Source organism: Vibrio sp. Isolate33, assembly GCF_022397895.1.
GTDB classification, from domain to species: Bacteria; Pseudomonadota; Gammaproteobacteria; order Enterobacterales; family Vibrionaceae; genus Vibrio; species Vibrio pomeroyi.
Genome location: NZ_JAKEUP010000020.1, coordinates 1 through 20,848, shown reverse-complemented (window position 1 = coordinate 20,848; position 20,848 = coordinate 1). Strand labels below are relative to the sequence as shown.

The 20,848-nt window shown below is 44.2% G+C and carries 21 protein-coding genes and 1 pseudogene; 9 read left to right on the top strand and 13 right to left on the bottom strand.

Going from position 1 to position 20,848, the window contains the following annotated elements:
- Window positions 1-63: 63 nt before the first annotated feature.
- From L1D37_RS20530 to L1D37_RS20500, 7 genes are all read left to right on the top strand, one after another.
- Window positions 64-1,164: a glycosyltransferase gene (locus L1D37_RS20530; protein ID WP_239849007.1), complete on the top strand. Its 1,101-nt coding sequence runs from the start codon at window positions 64-66 to the stop codon at window positions 1,162-1,164.
- Window positions 1,161-2,348 carry a glycosyltransferase family 2 protein gene (locus L1D37_RS20525; protein WP_239849006.1) on the top strand — a complete coding sequence of 396 codons (1,188 nt, stop codon included), beginning with the start codon at window positions 1,161-1,163 and terminating at the stop codon, window positions 2,346-2,348. The genes L1D37_RS20530 and L1D37_RS20525 overlap by 4 nt, the downstream gene beginning before the upstream one ends.
- 9 nt (window positions 2,349-2,357) lie before the next feature.
- Window positions 2,358-3,017: a sugar transferase gene (locus tag L1D37_RS20520; RefSeq protein ID WP_239849005.1), complete on the top strand. Its 660-nt coding sequence runs from the start codon at window positions 2,358-2,360 to the stop codon at window positions 3,015-3,017.
- A gap of 176 nt (window positions 3,018-3,193) precedes the next feature.
- A complete protein-coding gene (locus L1D37_RS20515; protein ID WP_048658695.1) occupies window positions 3,194-4,072 on the top strand; it encodes a LysR family transcriptional regulator in 879 nt (292 codons plus the stop codon).
- Between the two features lie 99 nt (window positions 4,073-4,171).
- Complete coding sequence (locus tag L1D37_RS20510) at window positions 4,172-5,281, top strand: efflux RND transporter periplasmic adaptor subunit (RefSeq protein ID WP_239849004.1); 1,110 nt, start codon at window positions 4,172-4,174, stop codon at window positions 5,279-5,281.
- Window positions 5,282-5,290: 9 nt separating this feature from the next.
- Window positions 5,291-8,401, top strand: coding sequence for an efflux RND transporter permease subunit (locus tag L1D37_RS20505; protein ID WP_239849003.1), 3,111 nt, complete (start codon window positions 5,291-5,293; stop codon window positions 8,399-8,401).
- Window positions 8,402-8,413: 12 nt separating this feature from the next.
- Window positions 8,414-9,916: an efflux transporter outer membrane subunit gene (locus L1D37_RS20500; RefSeq protein ID WP_239849002.1), complete on the top strand. Its 1,503-nt coding sequence runs from the start codon at window positions 8,414-8,416 to the stop codon at window positions 9,914-9,916.
- A 94-nt stretch (window positions 9,917-10,010) separates the two neighbouring features.
- On the opposite strand, the gene L1D37_RS20495 is transcribed toward L1D37_RS20500, so the two are convergent.
- From L1D37_RS20495 to artP, 13 genes and pseudogenes are all read right to left on the bottom strand, one after another.
- Window positions 10,011-10,226 (bottom strand): DUF6434 domain-containing protein, encoded by a 216-nt coding sequence (locus L1D37_RS20495; protein ID WP_239849001.1) that lies wholly within the window; start codon window positions 10,224-10,226, stop codon window positions 10,011-10,013.
- Between the two features lie 58 nt (window positions 10,227-10,284).
- Window positions 10,285-10,617: a YnfA family protein gene (locus L1D37_RS20490; protein ID WP_132968395.1), complete on the bottom strand. Its 333-nt coding sequence runs from the start codon at window positions 10,615-10,617 to the stop codon at window positions 10,285-10,287.
- Window positions 10,618-10,660: 43 nt separating this feature from the next.
- The gene (locus L1D37_RS20485; protein ID WP_239849000.1) at window positions 10,661-11,074 is read right to left on the bottom strand and encodes a hypothetical protein; all 414 of its coding nucleotides are present in this window, start codon (window positions 11,072-11,074) and stop codon (window positions 10,661-10,663) included.
- A gap of 44 nt (window positions 11,075-11,118) precedes the next feature.
- A complete protein-coding gene (locus L1D37_RS20480; RefSeq protein ID WP_210444150.1) occupies window positions 11,119-11,541 on the bottom strand; it encodes a hypothetical protein in 423 nt (140 codons plus the stop codon).
- 242 nt (window positions 11,542-11,783) lie between these two features.
- Window positions 11,784-12,002, bottom strand: coding sequence for a hypothetical protein (locus L1D37_RS20475; RefSeq protein ID WP_239848999.1), 219 nt, complete (start codon window positions 12,000-12,002; stop codon window positions 11,784-11,786).
- Between the two features lie 66 nt (window positions 12,003-12,068).
- Complete coding sequence (locus tag L1D37_RS24045; RefSeq protein ID WP_275665548.1) at window positions 12,069-12,203, bottom strand: hypothetical protein; 135 nt, start codon at window positions 12,201-12,203, stop codon at window positions 12,069-12,071.
- A 186-nt stretch (window positions 12,204-12,389) separates the two neighbouring features.
- Window positions 12,390-12,850, bottom strand: a pseudogene (locus L1D37_RS20470) (GNAT family N-acetyltransferase).
- Window positions 12,851-13,007: 157 nt separating this feature from the next.
- Window positions 13,008-13,445, bottom strand: coding sequence for an NUDIX pyrophosphatase (locus tag L1D37_RS20465; protein ID WP_239848998.1), 438 nt, complete (start codon window positions 13,443-13,445; stop codon window positions 13,008-13,010).
- Window positions 13,446-13,573: 128 nt separating this feature from the next.
- A complete protein-coding gene (locus L1D37_RS20460; protein ID WP_239848997.1) occupies window positions 13,574-14,458 on the bottom strand; it encodes a hypothetical protein in 885 nt (294 codons plus the stop codon).
- 228 nt (window positions 14,459-14,686) lie between these two features.
- Window positions 14,687-15,355, bottom strand: coding sequence for an arginine ABC transporter permease ArtM (artM, locus tag L1D37_RS20455; RefSeq protein WP_176681233.1), 669 nt, complete (start codon window positions 15,353-15,355; stop codon window positions 14,687-14,689).
- Window positions 15,352-16,038 (bottom strand): arginine ABC transporter permease ArtQ, encoded by a 687-nt coding sequence (gene artQ, locus L1D37_RS20450; protein WP_176681234.1) that lies wholly within the window; start codon window positions 16,036-16,038, stop codon window positions 15,352-15,354. The genes artM and artQ overlap by 4 nt, the downstream gene beginning before the upstream one ends.
- Window position 16,039: 1 nt before the next feature.
- Window positions 16,040-16,771 (bottom strand): arginine ABC transporter substrate-binding protein, encoded by a 732-nt coding sequence (locus L1D37_RS20445; RefSeq protein ID WP_008217791.1) that lies wholly within the window; start codon window positions 16,769-16,771, stop codon window positions 16,040-16,042.
- 132 nt (window positions 16,772-16,903) lie between these two features.
- Entirely contained in the window at window positions 16,904-17,632 is a 729-nt protein-coding gene (artP, locus tag L1D37_RS20440; protein ID WP_239848996.1) for an arginine ABC transporter ATP-binding protein ArtP, read from the bottom strand.
- 524 nt (window positions 17,633-18,156) lie between these two features.
- Between artP and L1D37_RS20435 the strand changes: the two genes are divergently transcribed.
- Window positions 18,157-19,992 carry an ABC transporter ATP-binding protein/permease gene (locus L1D37_RS20435; protein ID WP_239848995.1) on the top strand — a complete coding sequence of 612 codons (1,836 nt, stop codon included), beginning with the start codon at window positions 18,157-18,159 and terminating at the stop codon, window positions 19,990-19,992.
- Window positions 19,993-20,154: 162 nt separating this feature from the next.
- Window positions 20,155-20,619 (top strand): acyl-CoA thioesterase, encoded by a 465-nt coding sequence (locus tag L1D37_RS20430; RefSeq protein ID WP_017061819.1) that lies wholly within the window; start codon window positions 20,155-20,157, stop codon window positions 20,617-20,619.
- Window positions 20,620-20,848 lie beyond the last annotated feature (229 nt).

Genomic DNA, 20,848 nt, shown 5'->3' with positions numbered 1-20,848 from the left:
AACTTCAGACCGATTTTAGAAGCTTAAAAGAAACATTAGAACGTTAGCGTAAGGGGCGAAGTTATGGGAAAGCAACTCACAAAGAATGGCAAAAAGATAATACATGTTGTTCAGCACCTTGCACCGGGCGGCTTGGAGACACTGACCCTAGACCTACTGCGCCTTGCTAAGCCAACCGATCAAGTGTTGATCGTCAGTCTTGAAGGCACTAAAGAAGAATCCATCAAAAATTGGCCGAAGCTCAAGCCCTACCACAATCAAATAGTGTTTTTAGACAAAGAGCCCGGCGTTCAATTCAACGTCATCATAAAGCTCATCAAAGCATTTAGAGGAATTCGCCCTGACGTTGTACACACGCATCACATAGGTCCTCTGCTCTACGCAGGTTACGCGGCTCGTGTATCGGGGGTTTCTACTCGAATTCATACTGAACATGATGCTTGGCACCTTCAAGACGACAAGCGCCGACGCTTACAAGCATTAGCACTCAAAGCAGCTCGTCCTACTTTAGTGGCAGATGCTACCCGTGTTTACAACCAACTCCGTTCTGCTTTCGCATATGAGAACATCATTACCATCAAGAACGGCGTGGACTGCAGCAAGTTTAAGCCGATGTCGAAAATAGACGCACGAACAACGTTAGGCCTGCCACAAGACAAGAACATCGTTGGTTGTGCAGGTCGATTGGAGCACGTTAAAGGTCAAGATCAACTGATTCAAGCGCTTGCACTGCTGCCTAAAAATACCATCGTCGCTTTTGCTGGCGACGGCTCTAAACGCAACCAATTAGAACGATTGGCTAACAACCTCAACTTGAGCGATCGGGTCATCTTTCTTGGATTGGTTGATGACATGACGACTTTTTACGGTGCGCTCGATACTTTCTGCCTACCTTCACGTCATGAGGGATTACCGCTTTCAACGCTTGAGGCTCAAGCATGTAACATCCCTACCGTCGCTATGAATGTAGGCGCTGTCGATGAAACCTTATGCCCAATCAGCGGTAAGCTAGTGAAAAGTGGAAGTATTATAGGGTTAAGCCATGCCTTGTTAGAGAACGAACGTGCACGATTTCTTTCTCCTCGTTCTTATATTCTGAAAAACTTCGACATCATCAAAATGGTTTCGTCTTACAACGACATCTCAGAAGGAGCTTACGCATGATTGATTGGGTACTCGCTGGTTTATGTTTGTTCGCAGGAATGCTGATTATTTACCATCATGCGGCCTATCCTATTTTGCTGCGTTGGTACGCGAAACGTCATCCTGCACGCCAAGTTGCTGAAAGCTCGCGTTGTTACAAAGAGGCACAACAAGACTGCACACTTCCTACTATCACCATTCTTGTTCCCGCTTTTAATGAGGAGCAATGGATAGCAGACAAGATTCGTAATCTCGCTTCGTTAGATTATCCAAAGAAGAAGTTGGAAGTGATCATTGCTTGTGATGGTTGTACCGATAAAACCGTCGACATTGCTCAGATGACCATCCAAGAAGCGATGTGTAGCGACATCCATTTTGAGATACACGACCACACACAAAACAGAGGTAAAGTGGCCGTAGTAAACGAAGAAGTGACAAATATTACTAGCGACATTACAGCACTTAGTGATGTTTCAGCACTGATTTCATTGGATGCGTTGCTAATTGCAGCGGCTCACTTTGAAAGTGACGCGGTGGGTGTAGTAAATGCAACATACCAATTATGCCCAACAGGTAACGAGGGAGAAAACACCTACTGGCAGTATCAAACAGCCGTTAAACAGTGTGAGGCATCACTGGGGTCTAGCCTAGGTTCGCACGGAGCATTCTACCTGTTCAGAACCGCACTCTTTACGCCACTGCCACTTAATACCATTAACGATGATTTCATTTTACCTATGCAAATCGTTAAACAAGGTTATATCGCAGAGTACGAAACACAGATGGTCGCGTTAGAGCTAGAAGAGTCCAATTTAAAGACTGATTTTAACCGACGCTTACGTATTTCAGCAGGCAACATGCAGCAAGCGATACGTTTGTTCGGCTTGTTCAGCCCCAAGTTTAAAGGCATCGCTTTTGCGTTCTTCTCTGGCAAAGGCCTACGACTGCTAACACCATACCTAATGATCGTATGTTTGGTGTGCTCAATCTTGCTTAAAGACTACCTGCTATTTGAAGTGTTGCTTTGGGCGCAAGTTGTTGTATACAGCATCGGTTTATTGGGATGCATTCTACCGAAAAGCCTAATCAACAAACCTATTTCGTTAATTTCATACTTAGTCGTTGGTCATTACGCCAACTTTATTGGTGGCTTACGTTACCTACTTGGACTAGAAAACTCACCTTGGACTCGAGCTAATCGTTAAGGACTGACCATGATAAACATAGACCAACTATCTACCCAAAACCTATACCAATACAAAATCTCACGTGCTAAACGTACTTTCGATTTCATAAGCTCACTGATTGCTTTGATTTTGCTAGCACCAGTGTTTCCGTTGATTGCGATGGCGATTGCACTCACTTCTCGTGGCCCTATTTTCTACCGTCAACTGCGTGTAGGTAAATCGACACCGGAGAAAATGGAGATATTTGAAATCATGAAGTTCCGCAGCATGTATGAAGATGCAGAAACTCGCTCTGGTGCAGTTTGGGCTACCGCGAATGACCCACGAATCACACCCGTTGGACGCTTCTTGAGAAAGACACGTCTTGATGAGCTACCACAGTTGTTCAATGTGCTTAAAGGTGAAATGTCGCTAATTGGCCCTCGCCCAGAACGCCCTACTTTTTACAACAAGCTAGAGAATGAGATTCCGTACTTTGCTGACCGAACTTATGGCGTAATGCCTGGTATTACAGGGCTTGCACAAGTAAACCAAGGTTATGACACCTGCATTGAAGATGTGCGTCGTAAAGTTGGCTTCGACCACAGTTATGCATTAAGCCTGTGTTCAATGAAATCTTGGATCGCTGCTGACCTAAGCATAATTACTAAGACCATTGTAGTGATGGTCGATGGCCGAGGCCGTTAAAACTAGACTTTGCAGTCAATTGTCAGTATCCGTCTCACCTAGTCCCACGGTTTTTGATTCAAGCCCTATTAAAACCAATGAGTCGTTAATTACTCATTGGTTTTTTTTCGATTTTATATACCATTTGATATACGATACCGCGAAACATTCTTAGCCTGTGTTCGAAGGACCTTTCAATGAAAATCGAAGATCTTAAATTGTTCACCACCGTGGTTGAGCTGGGTAGCTTTACCGCTGCTGCGAATGCATTAGACCTGCCAAGAGCGAACGTTAGTCGCCGCATCAATGACTTAGAGAAGTCTTTGAACATTCAGTTGTTCTTTCGTACAACACGCAGTTTGTCAGTCACAAAATCTGGCGAACTCTATTACAACGAGCTATTGAAAGCCTTAAGCGCACTTGAAAAGGCCAATCACATGGCTTCCAACTTGTTGGAAGTACCACATGGTCGAGTCAAAATAGGTTTGCTGCCTGAAACCGGTGACATCGTTCAAGCCACCCTATTCAAATTCCAAGACCTTTACCCAGAGATTGAACTTGATATTCGCAGCATCAGTAACGGTTTTATCGACATGTATCGACAAGGGTTAGACCTTGCGATGCATGGCGGTCGTTTGAGTGATTCTAATGTTGTTGCGCGTAAGGTCATGGATTTACAGCGTATTTTCGTTGCTAGCCCTGAATACATTGCTAAATCAGGTAAACCTACAACGCTTGAAGAGCTGTCTAAATTTCCGTTTGTCTGTTTCCGTTGGCCAAGTGGTGATGTTGATAAGGAATGGGAAATATCAGGCCAAGTTGTAAAGGTAGAACCGTCTATCGTTAGTGACAGTATTGGTTTTGTGAAAGGTGCGTCTACCCGTCATCGAGGTATCGCGTTATTGCCTCAATTGATGGTGAGACAAGAACTTAAAGAAGGCTCGCTGATCAATCTTTTTCCTGATCACACCATGCAACAAGAAGAAGCTTGGTTGTTGTATCCACAACGCAAAGCACTCAGCCACGCCAGCCAATTATTGATTGATTTCTTATTACAAGAATTACCAAATCTCTAATTATTGTCACGAATAGTGTGACAGTGTTATACCATTAGCACTGATTATCTCTAGTCTTCATCTCGATAGAATTGCTCCATCAATATTTAGGAGCAATTCATGATGTCCATCTATCGCTACTCTCTACTCGCAGCCACTCTTCTCCCTCTTATCGGTTGCAACCAGTCTGTTTCTACGGAGCCAACAGCAGATTCATCTAAAGTAACGGAAGAGCGTCCAATTCAAGTCGTACAACTTGAGTCGAAACCTCAACAAGCCAGCAAAACCTTCACAGGCAAACTTCAGTCGGTTGAAACGGCAGGTGTGGCTTTTCGTGTTCCCGGCACCATTCAAGAATTACTAGTCAAAACTGGCGATAGCGTGAAAAAGGGTCAAGCGATTGCTCAGTTAGACCCACACGATTACCAAGTGGCGTTGGAAGAATTACAAGCACGCGCGTTAGAAGCCAAATCAGCACATAAACTCGCAAAAGCAGAATTAGCTCGCGTAAAACAAGCGATTGATGACAATGCGATTGCGGACGTAAACCTAGACCGAGCGATCAGCGGCTATGAACGCAGCGAAGCCGCCGTAAAAGTAGTTCAACAAAACATACGACGAGCAAAAGACTCGGTTCGCTACACTCGTCTGCTTGCCCCATTCGGTGGTGTGGTGGCTTCTTCTAATTTCGACCAATACGAACAAGTGCTGCCGGGTGTTTCGGTTTTCACTATCCACAAGCCAGAACAGCTTGAGGTGACCATTGATGTACCTGAAAACCTGATTCATCAATTCAAAGCCGAACAACAAGCAACCATCAGTTGGTATCACGCAGAGAAGTCTATTACTGGTCATGCGACTGAGATTTCTACACTCCCTCATCCAATCAAACAAACTTATTCGGTCACCTATCGTCTAGACGATTTAACAAATGGTGACACTCTCAGTCTGTTGCCAGGTAAAGCGGTTACCCTCACCACACAACTGGGTGAAAGCAGCGACAATTTCTGCCTGCCTTATTCGTCTATAGTTAACCAGTCAGGCAACGAACAGGTATTCACCATCAAGAACTCGCAAGCCATCTCTGTGCCCGTCAATGTCGCGTCATTCGGTAAGAATACCGCGTGTGTCGAATCAGAACTTCACAATGGCGACTATGTGGTGGTGAGTGGCGCGCAGTACGTGCAAGAAGGTCAACATTTCTCATCAATCCAAGTAAAAGATCTGTAGGTACGCACCATGAACTTAGCTGACTTTGCCATAAAGCAACGAACCTTCGTCCTGTTCTTCACTGTATTAAGTGTTATCGCTGGCCTGTACTCTTATTTTGACCTCGGTAAGCTCGAAGACCCTAGCTTCACTGTCAAAACGGCCGTTGTTGTTACGCTCTACCCCGGTGCCTCAGCCGAAGAAGTGGAACAACAGGTAACAGATACGGTTGAAACAAAGCTTCAAGAAATGGCGAACTTAAATCGCCTACGCTCGTTATCCCGCCCCGGTATGTCGATGGTGTTTGTCGATTTAAAAGAATCGTTGAACTCAAAAGAACTGCCACAAGATTGGGATTTACTGCGTCGAAAAGTATCTGACATGAAAATGCTTCTACCGAGCACAGCACAAATCAGCATTGTGCAAGACGAGTTTTCTGAAGTGTACGGCATGCTTTTCTCTGTGTACGGCCAAGACGCTTCTCCTTCAGAACTACGCACTTATGCAGAAGAGTTACAACGTCGCATTAAAACCGTAGACGGCATTAAAAAAGTAGAGCTGCATGGCGTTCAACCTCGCGTAGTGCATATCGATATTCCGGACGAACGTTTAGCGCAATATGGTTTGTCGATGGCTCAGGTTTGGAGTCAACTCAATACACAAAACGCAACATTTGATGCGGGTAAATTTGCTGCGGGCAGTGAGCGTATTCGTGTTCAGCAATCTAGCCAATTCACTTCACTCGCTGATATTAACAACCTTATGATCAAAGGTGGTGTCAGTGATTTGGGGACAGGTCTAATTCGACTTGGTGACATTGCTGATGTGACTATGGGTTACCAAGAACCAATGATGACGGAAAACCGCTACAACGGCGTACCAGCCGTCACTCTTGCAATGAGCCCTGTATCTGGCGTAAACGTTGTATCTTTGGGTGACGATATCAATCGAGTGGTTGACGAGTTCCAAGCATCGCTGCCCTTAGGTGTGGAAGTCGCAACCGTTGCAAACCAACCTGAAGAAGTTCAGAAATCGATAGATAACTTCGTAAGCAACCTACTTGAAAGTGTCGCGATTGTGTTTGTTGTGTTGTCGATTTTCATGGGTTTAAAGAGTGCAACGATTGTTGGTTCAAGCCTGCTATTGACGATTCTACTCACGCTTATCTACATGAACATCGCGGCGATCGATTTGCACCGTGTGTCGCTGGGTACGTTTATCCTTGCGCTTGGTATGTTAGTTGATAATGCGATTGTAATTACCGATATGATGATCGTGAAGATCAACAAAGGTATCGACCGAACTACAGCAGCCATTGATTCTGTTAAAGAGACCGCGACACCCTTGTTTGGTGCAACAGTGATTGCGATTATGGGTGCGAGCCCGGTTATCTTCTCTCAGACCGATGCCGCTGAATTTGCCAGTTCAGTATTCTTAATCATTGCGTCTTCGCTACTGTTGTCTTGGTTCGTAGCAATGACCTTCACCGCTCTAATGTGCTGGATGTTCATCAAACCAACCAAACAAAAAACCGACACTAAAGTGAGCTTATACCGTAAAAGCGTCAACTGGACGGTCGATAATCCAATCAAAGCGTTGACTGCACTCGTCCCACTTATTCTGGTCACCGCGTTGGCAATTCCGAATATAGCGATCAACTTCATCCCGCAAGCGGATCGCCCTATCTTGTTCCTTGATTACTGGCTACCGAATGGAGCGAAGATAGAGCAAACCTCACAAGACATTGAACGCATTGAAGCATGGCTACTTGAACAACCAGAAGTGACTAATATTTCAACCTATGTGGGCGCTGGCGCACCGCGTTTCTCGGTAACCATTGAGCCTGAACCGTTCGACCCTGCTTATGGTCAGATCTTGATTAACGCTGTTGATTATCAATCACTCAGCACCCTGATTGCTCGTGGTGACAAGTGGCTAGCGAAAGAGTTTCCCGACGCTGATCCGCGATTCCGAGGTTTAAAACTAGCGACCTCAGATAAATTCAGTGTCGAAGCTCGCTTTTCAGGCCCAGATGTTGCCGTGCTGCACGATCTGTCGAACCAAGCGAAAGCCATCTTAAGAGCGCACCCTGATACCAAATACGTGCGTGACGATTGGCGACAAAAAAGCAAAGTGCTTGAGCCAATCATCAACCAAGACAAGATTCGTCAGGCTGGTATCAACCGAGCAGACATCGCATTCGCTATGAAGCGCGCTTCCGAAGGCATGCCATTGGGTCGAATGAACCTCAACGATGAGCTGATCACCATTCAACTTCGAGGCACAGATCGTAACCTAGAATCACTAGAAACATTGCCTGTTCGTTCACTATTGGGCTTACACAGCGTGCCTTTAGGGCAAGTGGTGGATGGTTTCGAACTGACGAGTGAAGAAACCATGATTTGGCGTCGTGACCGAGTGAAAACCATTACCGCACAAGCCGGTGTTGGCCGTTACACCACTCCTGCTGCCGTTAGAAACTCAGTAATCGATGACATTGAAGCCATCGCGCTTCCACCGGGCTACAGCCTTGAATGGGGTGGCGAATACTACGACGAGCATAAGGCGGTCAGTGACATCCTAAAACAACTGCCAAAAGCGATGCTGTTGATGGTGATTATTCTGGTCGCGATGTTTAACGGCTTTAAACAACCAGTGATTATTCTGACCACTCTACCGCTTGCGGCGACGGGTGCGACATTCAGCTTGTTGTTATTGGATAAACCATTCGGCTTTATGGCATTGATCGGCGCGGTCACGCTAACAGGCATGATCATCAAAAACGGCATTGTACTAATGGACCAGATTGAACTTGAACGTCAAGACGGTCGTTCATTGTCGGAGGCCATCAAAGAAGCAACGGTAAACCGTACTATGGCAATCTCAATGGGCGCACTCACCACTGCACTTGGCATGATCCCGCTACTTACGGATCTACTGTTTGACCAAATGGCCGCAACGATTATCGGTGGCTTGGCGGCTGCAACCGTGTTGTCTCTGTTCGTTATGCCTGCGTTATACAAACTCTTCTACCAAGCTGAAGAGAAGGTAAGTGTGTCTGACGCCATTAAAGATGCGGTGGTCATGCTTGATGCAACGCCTAGCAATAAAGACAACCAGCAAACCAACATTACTCAATAAGGAGCAATAAACATGTATCTATTACCTAAGTTTAAAGTGGCTCCTATTGCCCTAGCCTTGTTACTGACAGGCTGTGCGGTTGGACCTGAATACGAAGAGCCGCAAACCACGATGGCAGAGACCTTCTTGTATAGTCAAGACAGTGAAAGCCATAGTGAGGCAAATCAACAACACAACCATTGGTGGATGCAGTTCAATGACCCGACACTCAACCAGTTAGTTTCTGATGTGCAAAGCCAAAACATACCACTCAAACTAGCTGCTGAGCGGATCAATATGGCGAACTCCTATAAGAGTGTTGTTGAATCTTTTAAAGTCCCGACCGTAAATGTCGGTGGTGGTTACTACAACTACCAACTCAGTGAGAATGACTCCCTACTCGGCCCTGTATTTGGAGCATCAGACGCAGTTGAATCGGCCACAGGTATGTCGTTGCTTGAAGCACAACACGATGGTGGCTTTTTAGGCGCAAGTATTGCGTGGGAAATGGATTTGTTTGGGCGTATCGACAGACAATCCAACGCAGCAACAATCCGAGTAGAACAAGCTGAGATATTCCAATCAGGCTTAAACACACTAATCACCGCAGACGTGATTCACAACTACCTGCAATACCGCGGCGCGCAAGAACGCAAAGCGATAGCAATGGACAACATCCAAGACCAACAACGCACACTTGAGTTGGTAACCAAAGTGGTTCGCAGCGGTTATGGCTCTGAGTTAGATCTCGCACAGGCCAAAGCGATGCTAGCAGCTACAGAGTCGATTGTTCCGCAGTTAGAAATTGCCGAACAAGTTCACAAGCAGCGTATGGCGGTGTTGTTGGGTGAATCGCTAGCGAACGTCAACCAGCGTTTATCGGGCGAGTTTACCTTACCAAGAATGAAAGATGTTATCCCAACAGGGATACCGTCTGACTTGTTAGAGCAACGCCCTGACATCAGGATTGCCGAACGTGAAATGGCTGCGATTAACGAAGAGCTTGGTGCGAGTATTGCCAATCGCTATCCAAAGTTCTTCCTAACTGGCACACCAGGCGTAACAGCGGGAAGCTTTGATGACTTGTTCAGTAGCGATTCACTGGGTTGGGCTGCGTCTGTAGGCATTAGTTGGAATGTGTTCGATGGTGGCCGAGGTGAAGCTTTGGTAGATATGAACGAGGCAAGATTTCGCTCAGCAGCACTCAACTACCAACATTCGGTAGACAGCGCATTCGCTGAAGTAGATTCAAGCTTGTTCGCATACGGTCGCAGCCAGGAGAATCAAAAGCGCATTGATGAAGCCACCCTCGCTGTCGATAACGCAGTCAGCAAAGCCAAGTCGTTATACAAGGCTGGCTTAGTGGACTACTTGTCGGTATTGGACGCTCAAAGGCAACAAAAAATGATGCAGGACCGCCAAGTGGCCGCTAAATTACAAACGGCTAATACCACAATCGCAGTGTACAAAGCACTGGGCGGTGACTGGAAAGTCGCAAGCGAAACACAAAGTGTCGAAGTAGCTTCTCTGAATTAGAAAATCGATACACTACTCACCTAAGCAATAAGCAATAAGCAAAAAAATACCGCTGAATCCATCAGCGGTATTTTAGTATTCATCTCAAACGAAACTATTTGACTTGGTTGCGCTTCGCCCACTCTTGCACGGCATCACCCATCGTCAATCCTGTTGAACTCTTCATCCAATGCATGAAATCACGGTCAAACTTAAACTGCTCACCAAACTGGGATTTGAAAAATCGACGAACATTCTGAGTCGTTTTGTAGCTATCCGTGATCAACGTATTCTCATCAATATGATTCTTGTGCCAATCAACTTTTTCCATACTACCTAACTCTTCCTTAAGAATACGCGATTCAACACTCGCCAATACTATTGTCTGATTACACGTTTCTAGGTGCGAACATAATAATCGCCATACCAAGCAGTGCGATCGAGCCGCCAACCATATCCCACGTTGTCGGTTTTTCACCATCAACTAGCCATAGCCAAACTAATGCCACCGAAATATACACACCGCCGTAAGCCGCATAAACACGCCCAGTCGCCGTAGGATGCAACGTGAGTAACCAAGCAAATGCGGCAAGGCTTATTGCCGCGGGGATCAGTAACCAAATACTCTTATCTTCCCTTAGCCACAGGTAAGGTAAATAACACCCTACTATTTCCGCTATCGCCGTAACGACAAAAAGACCTACCGTTTTAAATTCAATCACAACTTACCTTACCAATAAAAACCAACGCGTGTATTTCGTTTCGCTAGACGCACTTGCTCAAGGCGCGCTTCAAGTCTTCTGTATTCTTACAGCCGATATAAAGCTGTTTGCCATCACTTAAGCTTAACTTCAACGCCGAGCCAATTGATGCATTATACAGCCATCCATCACTCAACATTCGGATACCAATCCCTTGATACCACTTCGTTTGGTAAAAAGATGTGTCGAGGATTTCAGATACCTTCACTGTTTTGCGTAAGAACCCAAAGCCGAAATACCAAGTCAGTATGTCGCTTTTGAGTTCAATGGTCATGGAGAAAAACAGAACGGCAATTAAGGCATTGATTGACAGAGCAAACAAGGCTCCGTAACCACTATCAGAGGTTAAAACGATAAACACGCTAATCAGACCGAGGATCAAAAGTAATCCTTTGTTTAATTCCTTACTGTAAAACATCGTTCAAACTCCTTTAGGCGAACGTGTTAATAGTAGAGCTAACCTTATCTTACAGTTAGCTTTCTAAATATCAGAGGTACGTAATGCAGACATATGGCAACAACCAAGCCAAGTAACATCGCCTTGATACTGCCAATCCAAAGTATCAAACCTGAATAGCCTTGAGCAGGCCCTAACCCGTCTTTGTTAACCACATCTGTCAACATGAATCCGTTCCAAAATAAATGGAGCAGCGCTGTAAAGAGATGCACGCAAATTGCGACGGTTCCGAGTAACGTATATCTATCAGCGACACTATCTCGACAAAATAAGAAAACCAATACAAAGGTAAAAATCAAAGGTGCAGCCAACGCCAACGACACAGTGATCGCTTCTAAGTCTCTCTGGCTTCCATAGCTATAAGTGTTAAATACCAATGCCATTGATAGCAAAACCGGTACAAGCGCAGTCCAAGTTATTCTGTTCATTTCCGTTCCCTGTCTTAATAGTTGGTTTGATGAAAATTCGATAATCGACAGGGAATGTTAATTACCAAAAATAGCGCACCTGGAATGCACTTATCACTCGACTACTCGATGAGTGACTCAGACTTTTATCAAACCAATGTAACGCGAGGATTAAGTTCCGGACTAAATGGCACCTTGGTTATACCAATTCTTGTCCAATGTAAGAGTTCAAGAAAACCTAAAGCTCTACTCTCAAACCTACTTTACTGTTTATTCAGACTTTGAATACGCGTTAGCAATAATTCAGCTTCGTAAAATATATCTAAAATATGATCATGGTCTGGGGTCTCTGGAGACAATTTATCTTTGTCACTCTGTACCCCTTTTCGCATTCCATCGACCAGACCCGGATTACCACTTTCTAACCTTTGTAGTAAGCCTGTTAGTAGATACAAAGAAGCATCTGCTTTTGCATTTTTCATAGTCGATCCTTGTCAATATTGAGCTTTAAGAAAACACATAAAGTTAGGCAGTTACCCTAGTAGGCTCTATTTGTGATTTTCTTTGTCATCTAAATGCTCAGCATACTTTTTAGAAACCCATTGATGGATATGAAGCCCTGTTTTACGAACCAGGTACCAATCTATCGCCACTAAAACGATCAAGCCTATTAGAGTTCCCATCTATCCACTCCATGAACAATTTATTAGTCGGTAAATCCCAAGATAACACTTGTACTTGCTGCCACCTAGCTTTGTAGCCACTTGTCATTTTGTTGTAGTTCTCGTTTGTTCATACTGGGCTAATACATCATGCTAAAGGTGAAGAAGATTGAAATGAATCACTGACGCAGATTGTAATCAGACAGCCTACAACGCGAGTTTGAACCCTTCATGCGTTGCTTTGAATCCAAGTTTTTCATAGAACCTGATTGCATCAGGGCGCTGCTTGTCACTTGTTAACTGAACGATTGTACAGCCTTTGTTTTTTGCCAGCTCGATAGCGTGTCCGAACATTTGCTCACCGAAACCTTGTCCACGATAGTCACTATGGATTCGAACACCTTCGATAAGACAACGCCAACTACCAATATGCGTCAGATACGGAATAAAGGTTAGTTGAAGCATCCCAACTAGAGAGTCTTCCAGTTCAACAACAAGTAATTCGTTGTTTGGGTCTCGTGCAATCGCTTCGAACGCTTCAATATAGCCACGATTCAACGGTATAGACGCATCTTCTCTTTTACTACCAAGTGGGTCATTTGAAAGCAAAGCAAAGCAACAAGACTTTCCAAATCTTCGAACTCGGCTGAACGATACTTTAATTCCATTTATAGATCCTTTTTACTTCTGACTACTAAAGCCGCATTTAAGCACGAGAAATGCGACGACAAAGCTTCAACTTACCACCGTAAAAACCGAACTCAACTATGGGATGGAAAATGACATGCGTTGTGAATCACATTTAACAGATTGTCATGCGACTTTTCAAAGCATGCGACTGAGCCTTTGGTTTAGCTCCCACAAGGCTATTCTGTTTGAGTCATATTTCAGAAGTTCACTAGCTTCTTGAAAGCCGCACCAACGAAGTTTTATATGCACATTTGATAGATTAGGCTCAATAGACACCCGAACTGAAAAACAATATTCAGGCACTACAAACGGATGATTAGCCCAATCTTCATGACCAGAATAGTACACTTTGGGAAGCATACACATTGAGTCCAATTGCTCCCAATTACAGCCAATTAAACTAGCTTCTTCTTCAAGTTCGCGCTTTGCTGCCTCAAGAGTGGTTTCACTATCTTCACCACCGCCTGAAATAGCTTGCCATACAACATTATCACTTCGTTGCCCGATTAAGTAACGAGGTTGTCCATTGAGTATTTGATACGGAAATATTAATACTTGAAACGGTGCTCTCATTGATTTATTCCTTTAATCGAATCACGCCGCATTAAAGTTGGAGCAACGCTACAAAACCACATCAATAAACGCATAGCAAAAAATGCCGAGAGCTAGGAATCAACCTCAAACGCATTGTTATGCCAAATTCATATGTGTGGTGTCAGGCGAGCTGGACCGTGCCATCGAAAGGAATTAAGCACGTTATGAAATAGTTCACTAAAATATGCGAGCGTATTTAAGCTAATTTCAACCTCTTGATACGAACCGTCGTCAATCGTATACCCCAAACGGTTACCATTTAAACAACTTAACGCTAACACCCCTGATTCTGATTTGATCATGCCATTATCAACTGGCTTCAAGTCCATTTTTTTCTTTTTTCGAACATCCGCAGGCTTACCATAACCTCTTGATCTATCCTCACTATGCTGTGCACTGTTTCGAACCTTTCTCAAGGCAGGTAAGTTTGTATTTAGTTCTTCTACTATTTCAGAAACTACAGATAGTTCACTTTCTTCTGCAAGTACATTTAGGAACTTTGAGAATGAGTCAGCTGAAGAGATAAAACTGTGAGCATGAATAAAAACATATCGACGTTCATAAGAGCTTGGGGTGATGCCTCGCTTCAGCTTTTCCTCCCGTACAAGTTTTTCGATTTCAGCACGGTGGTAATCATAGTTCTGATAAATTTCATTCTCAAATGGCAAACTCTGTTTGTAATGACTCTCGACTTGCTGACGTAACTCTCTATCCCTTTCCCACTCTCCCTGGTGATCACGGTGAACTGATGAGCGATTTGCTGCCTCTTCAAACATTGTTAAAGAAATCGCCATGTCATTTAGGTGCGTTTCCATTGACGATAACAAATTATTTAGCTCAAACGCTTTATTATCATTGTCAGATTGAATCCAGGTGCCTGGATACTCAATATTAACTACGTACAAATGAACCTCACTATTCGGTATAACAGCTATCAGACCGAAAAATTCTGCACTTAAATACAGAATTATTCCATCTAGTTTCATATGCATGGCAATCTATCACGATTAATCACATTATTTCAGTGACTTAAAACATAGATAAGCGCGTTAAATAACAAAACATAGAGTATTTCCATATGGTATGAATCTAGCGATAATCCTCTCGCACTGTACGTGCTCTCAGCCTTCCTGACCATGTTGAAAGCACAAAAAAGCCTGCCATCTATGCGAACATAAATGGCAGGCTTTATACGTTAATTAGACTCGTGAGTGGCTAGATTATGCAGCTTCGAATGCTAGGGCTTTTTTCTCTATTTGGCGGAAGATCAGCGTTAGAATGCCGTTTACTGCTAGGTAGAATGCGCCAGCAATACCGAACACGGTTAGTGTGTCGTAGGTTTGGCCGTTAATACGCTGAGCGTAGCCCATCAAATCCATGATGGTGATGGTGCTTGCTAGTGATGTGCCTTTGAAGACTAGAATCACTTCGTTCGAGTAAGCTGGAACAGCGCGGCGCAGTGCGTATGGCAGTAGCACTTTAAGTGTTGCGATTTTGTCCATGCCTAGTGCACGACATGCTTCCCACTGCCCTGCTGGAATCGCGTTGAATGCCCCTCTGAACAGTAGCGTGCTGTATGCCGCAGTGTTCAAAGCCAAGGCTAACATTGCGCAGAACCAAGGTTGGCTCAGCCAAGCCCACATAAAGCTTTCACGAATCCAATCGAACTGACCTGGGCCGTAATACACCAAGAAGATTTGAACCAATAACGGCGTACCAGTGAACAACGTGATGATGCCACGTGTTACCCAGTGAATTGCAGGTAATCTTAAGATCAATGTTACCGTCATCAACAGAGACAAGATACAACCAACAAGTAGTGAAGCGCCGGTCAGTTGAAGACTGGTGGCTAAGCCTTCAAGCATTTGAGAGAGGTATTGTTGATTCATGCCATTGCCCCTTTGTTACCCAAACCTTGAATAGAGAACTTACCATCAATCACTTTTACTGCTCTTTGCGTAATCAATGTGATGATTAGATAAATAGCTGCCGCCGTTGCGTACCAAGTGAATGCTTCGTGCGTTGCGGCTGATGTTAACTGCGCTTGCTTCAGTAGATCGGTGACGCCAATCAGTGAAACCAGTGCGGTGTCTTTTAATAGAACCAACCATTGGTTCGTTAAACCTGGCAGTGCGTGTCTTACCGCTTGTGGCAATACGATTCTGAAAAATGCGCGAGATTGAGGAATACCCAATGCACTCGCCGCTTCTCTCTGCCCTTTACTTACTGCTTTCAATGCACCACGAATGGTTTGTGAAGCGTAAGAAGCGAAGATAAGTGACAACGCAACAACACCAGATAAGAACGGGCTAACTTCAATAAAATCACCAGTGATCATGAAGAGAACTTGTGTTGAACCAAAGTAGATAAACAAAACTACCAAGATTTCTGGTAGACCACGTACGATTGTTACGAACGCGGTTGTCGGCCATTTGATTGCAATACGACGAGACATTTCACCGCCAGCAAACAGTACCGCTAAAACTAATCCAACCAATAGGCTTACGAATGCAAGCTGAATTGTCATCCAGCTTGCCTCGACGAGCCCTAAAGAGTAACCCGTTAACTGCATATTACTTACCGAAGTACTTGTTGAAGATCTTGTCGTATTCGCCGTTCGCTTTCACTGCTGCAAGTGCTGTATTCAGCTGTGCAACTAGCTCTGGGTTGCTCTTGTTTACTGCGATGCCGAAACCGTTACCGAAGTATTCTTGGTTTGTTACTTGCTCACCAACGTACGTCAGGTTGTCTTCTTTCTTAAACCATTCCGCTACTACCGCTGTGTCACCGAATACAGAATCGATACGACCGTTTTTCATGTCGATGAAAGCATCTTGGTAGCTTGAGTAAGGTACAGCTGTCACACCTGGCAGTTGCTCAAGTAGGTAGCTTTGGTGAGTAGAACCGTTTTGAACACCGATACGCTTACCTTCTAGTGCTGCTTGGTCTGCTACTTTGCCTTCAATAGAGATGAATGCTGCAGAGTTGTCGTAGTAAGCGTCAGAGAAGTTTACTTGTTGAAGACGTGCTTCAGTGATGTCCATTGCCGAGATAGCTGCATCGTAACGTTTGAATTTAAGAGCTGGGATCAGGCTATCGAACGCTTGGTTGTGGAAAGTACATGTCGCTTTCATCTCTTCACAAAGTGCGTTTGCTAGATCTACGTCAAAACCTTGGATTTGGTTGTTCTCATCCATGTATTCGAACGGTGCGTAAGTTGCTTCCATTGCGAATTTGATTTCTTCTTGAGCCGCTGCATTGAAAGAAGCAAGACCGATAAGTGAAGCTAGTAGAATCTTTTTCATTTTGTTACTCCGAATACATTGTGATAGTGGCCTGTGGCCATTCTTATAATTTGATTGTTCTAATCGATGTTGTGTTTAGGTAAATCTAGTCAGTGACTTAATGAGTAAGCTTAGGTTTAATGAGCGACTTACTTAGTGAGTCAAATATTCAGCAAACTCTGGAGTCTGCGGATTAATAAATGCGTCGCTGGTGCCGTGTTCCACGATGTAACCCTTCTCAAGGTAAAGAACATGGCTTGCAATCTTCTTGGCGAAATCAACTTCGTGAGTCACAACAACCTGAGTGATCCCAGTGCCGCTTAGCTCTTTGATGATGCTAACAACTTGGTTAGTGATCTCTGGGTCAAGAGCTGCCGTTGGTTCGTCAAACAACAATACATCTGGCTTCATCATAAGAGCACGTGCAATCGCAACACGTTGTTGCTGACCACCAGACAGTTGCAATGGCCAAGCGTCTGCTTTGTCTGCAAGCTGTAACGTCGTTAATACCGTTTGTGCTTGCTTAATCGCTTCTTCTTTATCTAAGCCAGCTACTTTAGTTGGCGCTTCAATCAAGTTTTCCATTACAGTCATGTGTGGCCACAAGTTGTATTGCTGAAAAACCATGCCGACTTTACGACGAAGTTTAAGCCCCTGCTTCTCTTGGATCTGGTTAGAAAAGTCGAATTGCTCATCCGCAATGTCTAATTCGCCGTTGTCCGCAATTTCTAGCAGGTTCAAAACACGCAGTAGTGAACTCTTACCAGCGCCGCTCGGGCCAAGCAGTACCAAGGTTTCGCCACTCTCACAGTTAAAACTGATGTCGTGAAGAACTTGGATATCGCCATATGATTTGTTGATGCTCTTTACTTGAATACTCATGCCAGATTACTGCATTAATTGTCATTTGTTGGTTATTCTATTTAAACTGAACTTTTATGCAAGAAAAATGTATAAAAAATTAATTTGTTGAATTTTTGTAACAAATATTGCGTAAAAAACAGTCTCAATGACTGGTCTAACATCTATAAAATACAAGTCATTGATAAAGCTCGTTTCTAGATAAAAAGCAAACGTTTGATCATTGATTAATAAATCAACAGGCACAGAGATAACTATGAACGCACTTCCCTATTACCGCCGATTTACTTGAATAAAAATAAGGGTTAAATAACCCAATAGTCTTTCAAATCACGAAGATCAGAATGACTAATTTTTCTTTTAGCCAATCTCGTATGAGTTACTTTGCCTTAATGAAATTTGGGAAATTGAGCTTCCATAGGAGCGTCCACCTGTAATAAATGCTTTAATGGGTTCTATTCTCAACAAGTGCTTCCCAGTGAACAACACGCACTACAAGCAACAAGTCATCTATTCTTAAAGCGACAATACATTAAGGCAGTAATATGCAAAACGATGTCTCTTCAACGCTCGAATCCACTCAGCGACAGACTCAGCGAACAACTCAACAAGCACCAGAACCCAAACCTGAGAAGAAAAGCCTCAGTATTTTGCTAGAGCTGAGCAAATTTATTCAGCCCTATAAAGGCCGTGTGATTGCAGCGTTGATTGCGCTGATCTTCACCGCGAGCTTAACGCTTTCGGTTGGTCACGGTATCCGTCTTCTCATCGACCAAGGATTCAGCCAACAATCTCTATCAGACTTAGGCAGCGCGATTCAATTCATCATGGTCGTCGTCGTGTTGATCTCGATTGGTACCTTCTTCCGCTTTTACTTGGTCTCTTCTGTTGGGGAACGTGTCAGTGCGGATATTCGCTTATCGGTTTTCAATCATGTTGTGACACTTCACCCGAGTTACTTTGAAACCAATGGCAGTGGCGACATCATGTCGCGCATTACAACAGACACGACTCTGCTCCAAAGCATTATTGGTTCTTCGTTCTCTATGGCGATGCGTAGCGCGCTGATGTGTGTTGGTGCAATCATCATGTTGTTTGCGACCAACATTAAGCTAACGCTGATCGTGTTGGCCTCTGTGCCGTTTATCTTGATCCCGATTTTGGTCTACGGACGTCGAGTTAGAGCGCTCTCTCGTCAAAGCCAAGATTCAATGTCTGATGTGGGTTCTTATGCAGGCGAAGCGATCGAACACATCAAAACCGTACAAAGCTACAGCCGAGAAGCACAAGAGAAAGCATCGTTCGCGATTGAAGTTGAAAAGGCTTATGAGATTGGTCGTCAACGCGTAAAACAGCGCGCGATACTTATATCAGGCGTGATTGTAATCGTGTTCAGTGCGATTGCTGGCATGCTTTGGGTTGGCGGTAGCGATGTAATTAACGGCACTATGTCGGCGGGCGATCTGGCAGCGTTTGTGTTCTACGCGATTATGGTCGCTTCATCGTTAGGAACGATTTCTGAAGTGATGGGTGAACTGCAACGTGCGGCAGGTGCAACAGAACGATTGATCGAAATTCTGCAAGTTAAAAGCCATATTGTCGCGCCTGTCGAAAACCCAACATCACTAGATAACTTAACACCAGAAGTCGCTTTTGACGATGTGACCTTCTGTTACCCATCAAGACCAGACCAGCCAGCAACAAGCAACCTCTCTTTAACTGCGCATGAAGGTAAAGTGTTGGCGTTAGTTGGTCCGTCTGGCGCAGGTAAAACCACCCTATTCGAATTGCTGCAACGTTTCTATGACCCTCAAGTAGGTAAAGTGACGTTAGGCGGTATTGAGCTGAATCAGTTTGATCCGAACGAGCTCAGAAAGCAGATGGCACTTGTCCCTCAGCAACCCGCGCTGTTCAGTAACGATGTGTTCCATAATATTCGCTATGGCAATCCAGATGCGACCGACGAACAAGTTATCGAAGCGGCTAAGAAAGCGCACGCACACGAGTTCATTCAAAATCTACCAGATGGCTATCATAGCTTTCTTGGTGAACGTGGCGTGAGGTTGTCTGGCGGTCAACGTCAGCGAATTGCGATTGCACGAGCCATCTTGAAAGACCCAAACATTCTGTTATTGGATGAAGCAACCAGTGCGCTAGACAGTGAAAGTGAGCATCATGTACAACAAGCATTGGAAGAATTAATGCGCGGCAGAACGACGATAATTATCGCCCACCGATTATCAACAATTAAACACGCCGACCAAATTGCGGTACTTGATAAAGGACAGTTAGTAGACATCGGCGACCACCAGTCGCTCATCAATAGCTGTGATTTGTACCAACGCTTGGTTGAGCTGCAATTCAAACACCTTAATACCTAACCATTGCCTGCATGTGTAACTAAGTGACTGACATTGTGTGATTTCGAGCTTCAAAAACTTGAATCACACGTGTTGCAGTTTTGTTAATTTGACGGTAGGGTTTTTATTCCAATAACAGCTTATTCCGACGAAGGATAAGTAAATAACAATAAGAGAGTTCGCATGGAAGCACTATTATCTGACTACCCGGTAGTAACAGAAATCCCTGTCGCTTGGGGAGAAATGGACGCACTTAATCACGTTAACAACGCGGTGTATTTTCGTTATTTCGAAACGGCTCGCTTAGACTTTTTCAAGCATGTCGAACTGATGGAAGAGATGGCTATCACCAAAGTTGGCCCTGTTCTTGGTGACACTTATTGTAAGTATTTCCGACCAGTTACCTACCCTGATACTTTGATGGTGGGTTCACGCGTCACCGATATTCAAGACGATCGTTTTACTATGGAATACGCGATTGTCAGTAAAGCTCAACAGAAGCTGACAACGGTTGGAACAGCGACTATCGTGATGTTTGATTTTGCTTCAAACCAAAAAGCACTGCTCTCACTGCGCTTAACAAACGAAATCGAAAAGATGAACACGTTGAAAAGCCCATGCTTCAAACAAGAAGCTGTGACTGAATAACGTATTCACAGACTAGAAACGACTCACAAAGTTTCAGACACTAAAAAGCCACTCGATTGAGTGGCTTTTTGCTTATTGGTGTACCGTCCTAACTATGGTTGACACATTTCCAACATGAAATTGGAGAGTGTCATGAAAACAACAAGTAGACGTACTCAACGAGATTATTCTCTTGCCTTTAAATTGTCAGGCGTAACCCAAGTTGAAAAAGGCGAAATGACTTATAAGG

Excerpts from the sequence above, each read along its gene's own strand:
- artP (WP_239848996.1), bottom strand. The coding sequence starts at position 17,632 with ATGAGTATTCAAGTAAAGAGCATCAACAAATCATATGGCGATATCCAA.
- L1D37_RS20475 (WP_239848999.1), bottom strand. The coding sequence starts at position 12,002 with ATGAAAAATGCAAAAGCAGATGCTTCTTTGTATCTACTAACAGGCTTA.
- L1D37_RS20485 (WP_239849000.1), bottom strand. The coding sequence starts at position 11,074 with ATGTTTTACAGTAAGGAATTAAACAAAGGATTACTTTTGATCCTCGGT.
- L1D37_RS20435 (WP_239848995.1), top strand. The coding sequence starts at position 18,157 with ATGCAAAACGATGTCTCTTCAACGCTCGAATCCACTCAGCGACAGACT.
- L1D37_RS20520 (WP_239849005.1), top strand. The coding sequence starts at position 2,358 with ATGATAAACATAGACCAACTATCTACCCAAAACCTATACCAATACAAA.
- L1D37_RS20480 (WP_210444150.1), bottom strand. The coding sequence starts at position 11,541 with ATGAACAGAATAACTTGGACTGCGCTTGTACCGGTTTTGCTATCAATG.
- L1D37_RS20510 (WP_239849004.1), top strand. The coding sequence starts at position 4,172 with ATGATGTCCATCTATCGCTACTCTCTACTCGCAGCCACTCTTCTCCCT.
- L1D37_RS24045 (WP_275665548.1), bottom strand. The coding sequence starts at position 12,203 with ATGGGAACTCTAATAGGCTTGATCGTTTTAGTGGCGATAGATTGGTAC.
- L1D37_RS20515 (WP_048658695.1), top strand. The coding sequence starts at position 3,194 with ATGAAAATCGAAGATCTTAAATTGTTCACCACCGTGGTTGAGCTGGGT.
- L1D37_RS20465 (WP_239848998.1), bottom strand. The coding sequence starts at position 13,445 with ATGAGAGCACCGTTTCAAGTATTAATATTTCCGTATCAAATACTCAAT.
- L1D37_RS20460 (WP_239848997.1), bottom strand. The coding sequence starts at position 14,458 with ATGCATATGAAACTAGATGGAATAATTCTGTATTTAAGTGCAGAATTT.
- L1D37_RS20445 (WP_008217791.1), bottom strand. The coding sequence starts at position 16,771 with ATGAAAAAGATTCTACTAGCTTCACTTATCGGTCTTGCTTCTTTCAAT.
- artM (WP_176681233.1), bottom strand. The coding sequence starts at position 15,355 with ATGAATCAACAATACCTCTCTCAAATGCTTGAAGGCTTAGCCACCAGT.
- L1D37_RS20530 (WP_239849007.1), top strand. The coding sequence starts at position 64 with ATGGGAAAGCAACTCACAAAGAATGGCAAAAAGATAATACATGTTGTT.
- L1D37_RS20430 (WP_017061819.1), top strand. The coding sequence starts at position 20,155 with ATGGAAGCACTATTATCTGACTACCCGGTAGTAACAGAAATCCCTGTC.
- L1D37_RS20505 (WP_239849003.1), top strand. The coding sequence starts at position 5,291 with ATGAACTTAGCTGACTTTGCCATAAAGCAACGAACCTTCGTCCTGTTC.
- L1D37_RS20495 (WP_239849001.1), bottom strand. The coding sequence starts at position 10,226 with ATGGAAAAAGTTGATTGGCACAAGAATCATATTGATGAGAATACGTTG.
- L1D37_RS20525 (WP_239849006.1), top strand. The coding sequence starts at position 1,161 with ATGATTGATTGGGTACTCGCTGGTTTATGTTTGTTCGCAGGAATGCTG.
- L1D37_RS20500 (WP_239849002.1), top strand. The coding sequence starts at position 8,414 with ATGTATCTATTACCTAAGTTTAAAGTGGCTCCTATTGCCCTAGCCTTG.
- artQ (WP_176681234.1), bottom strand. The coding sequence starts at position 16,038 with ATGCAGTTAACGGGTTACTCTTTAGGGCTCGTCGAGGCAAGCTGGATG.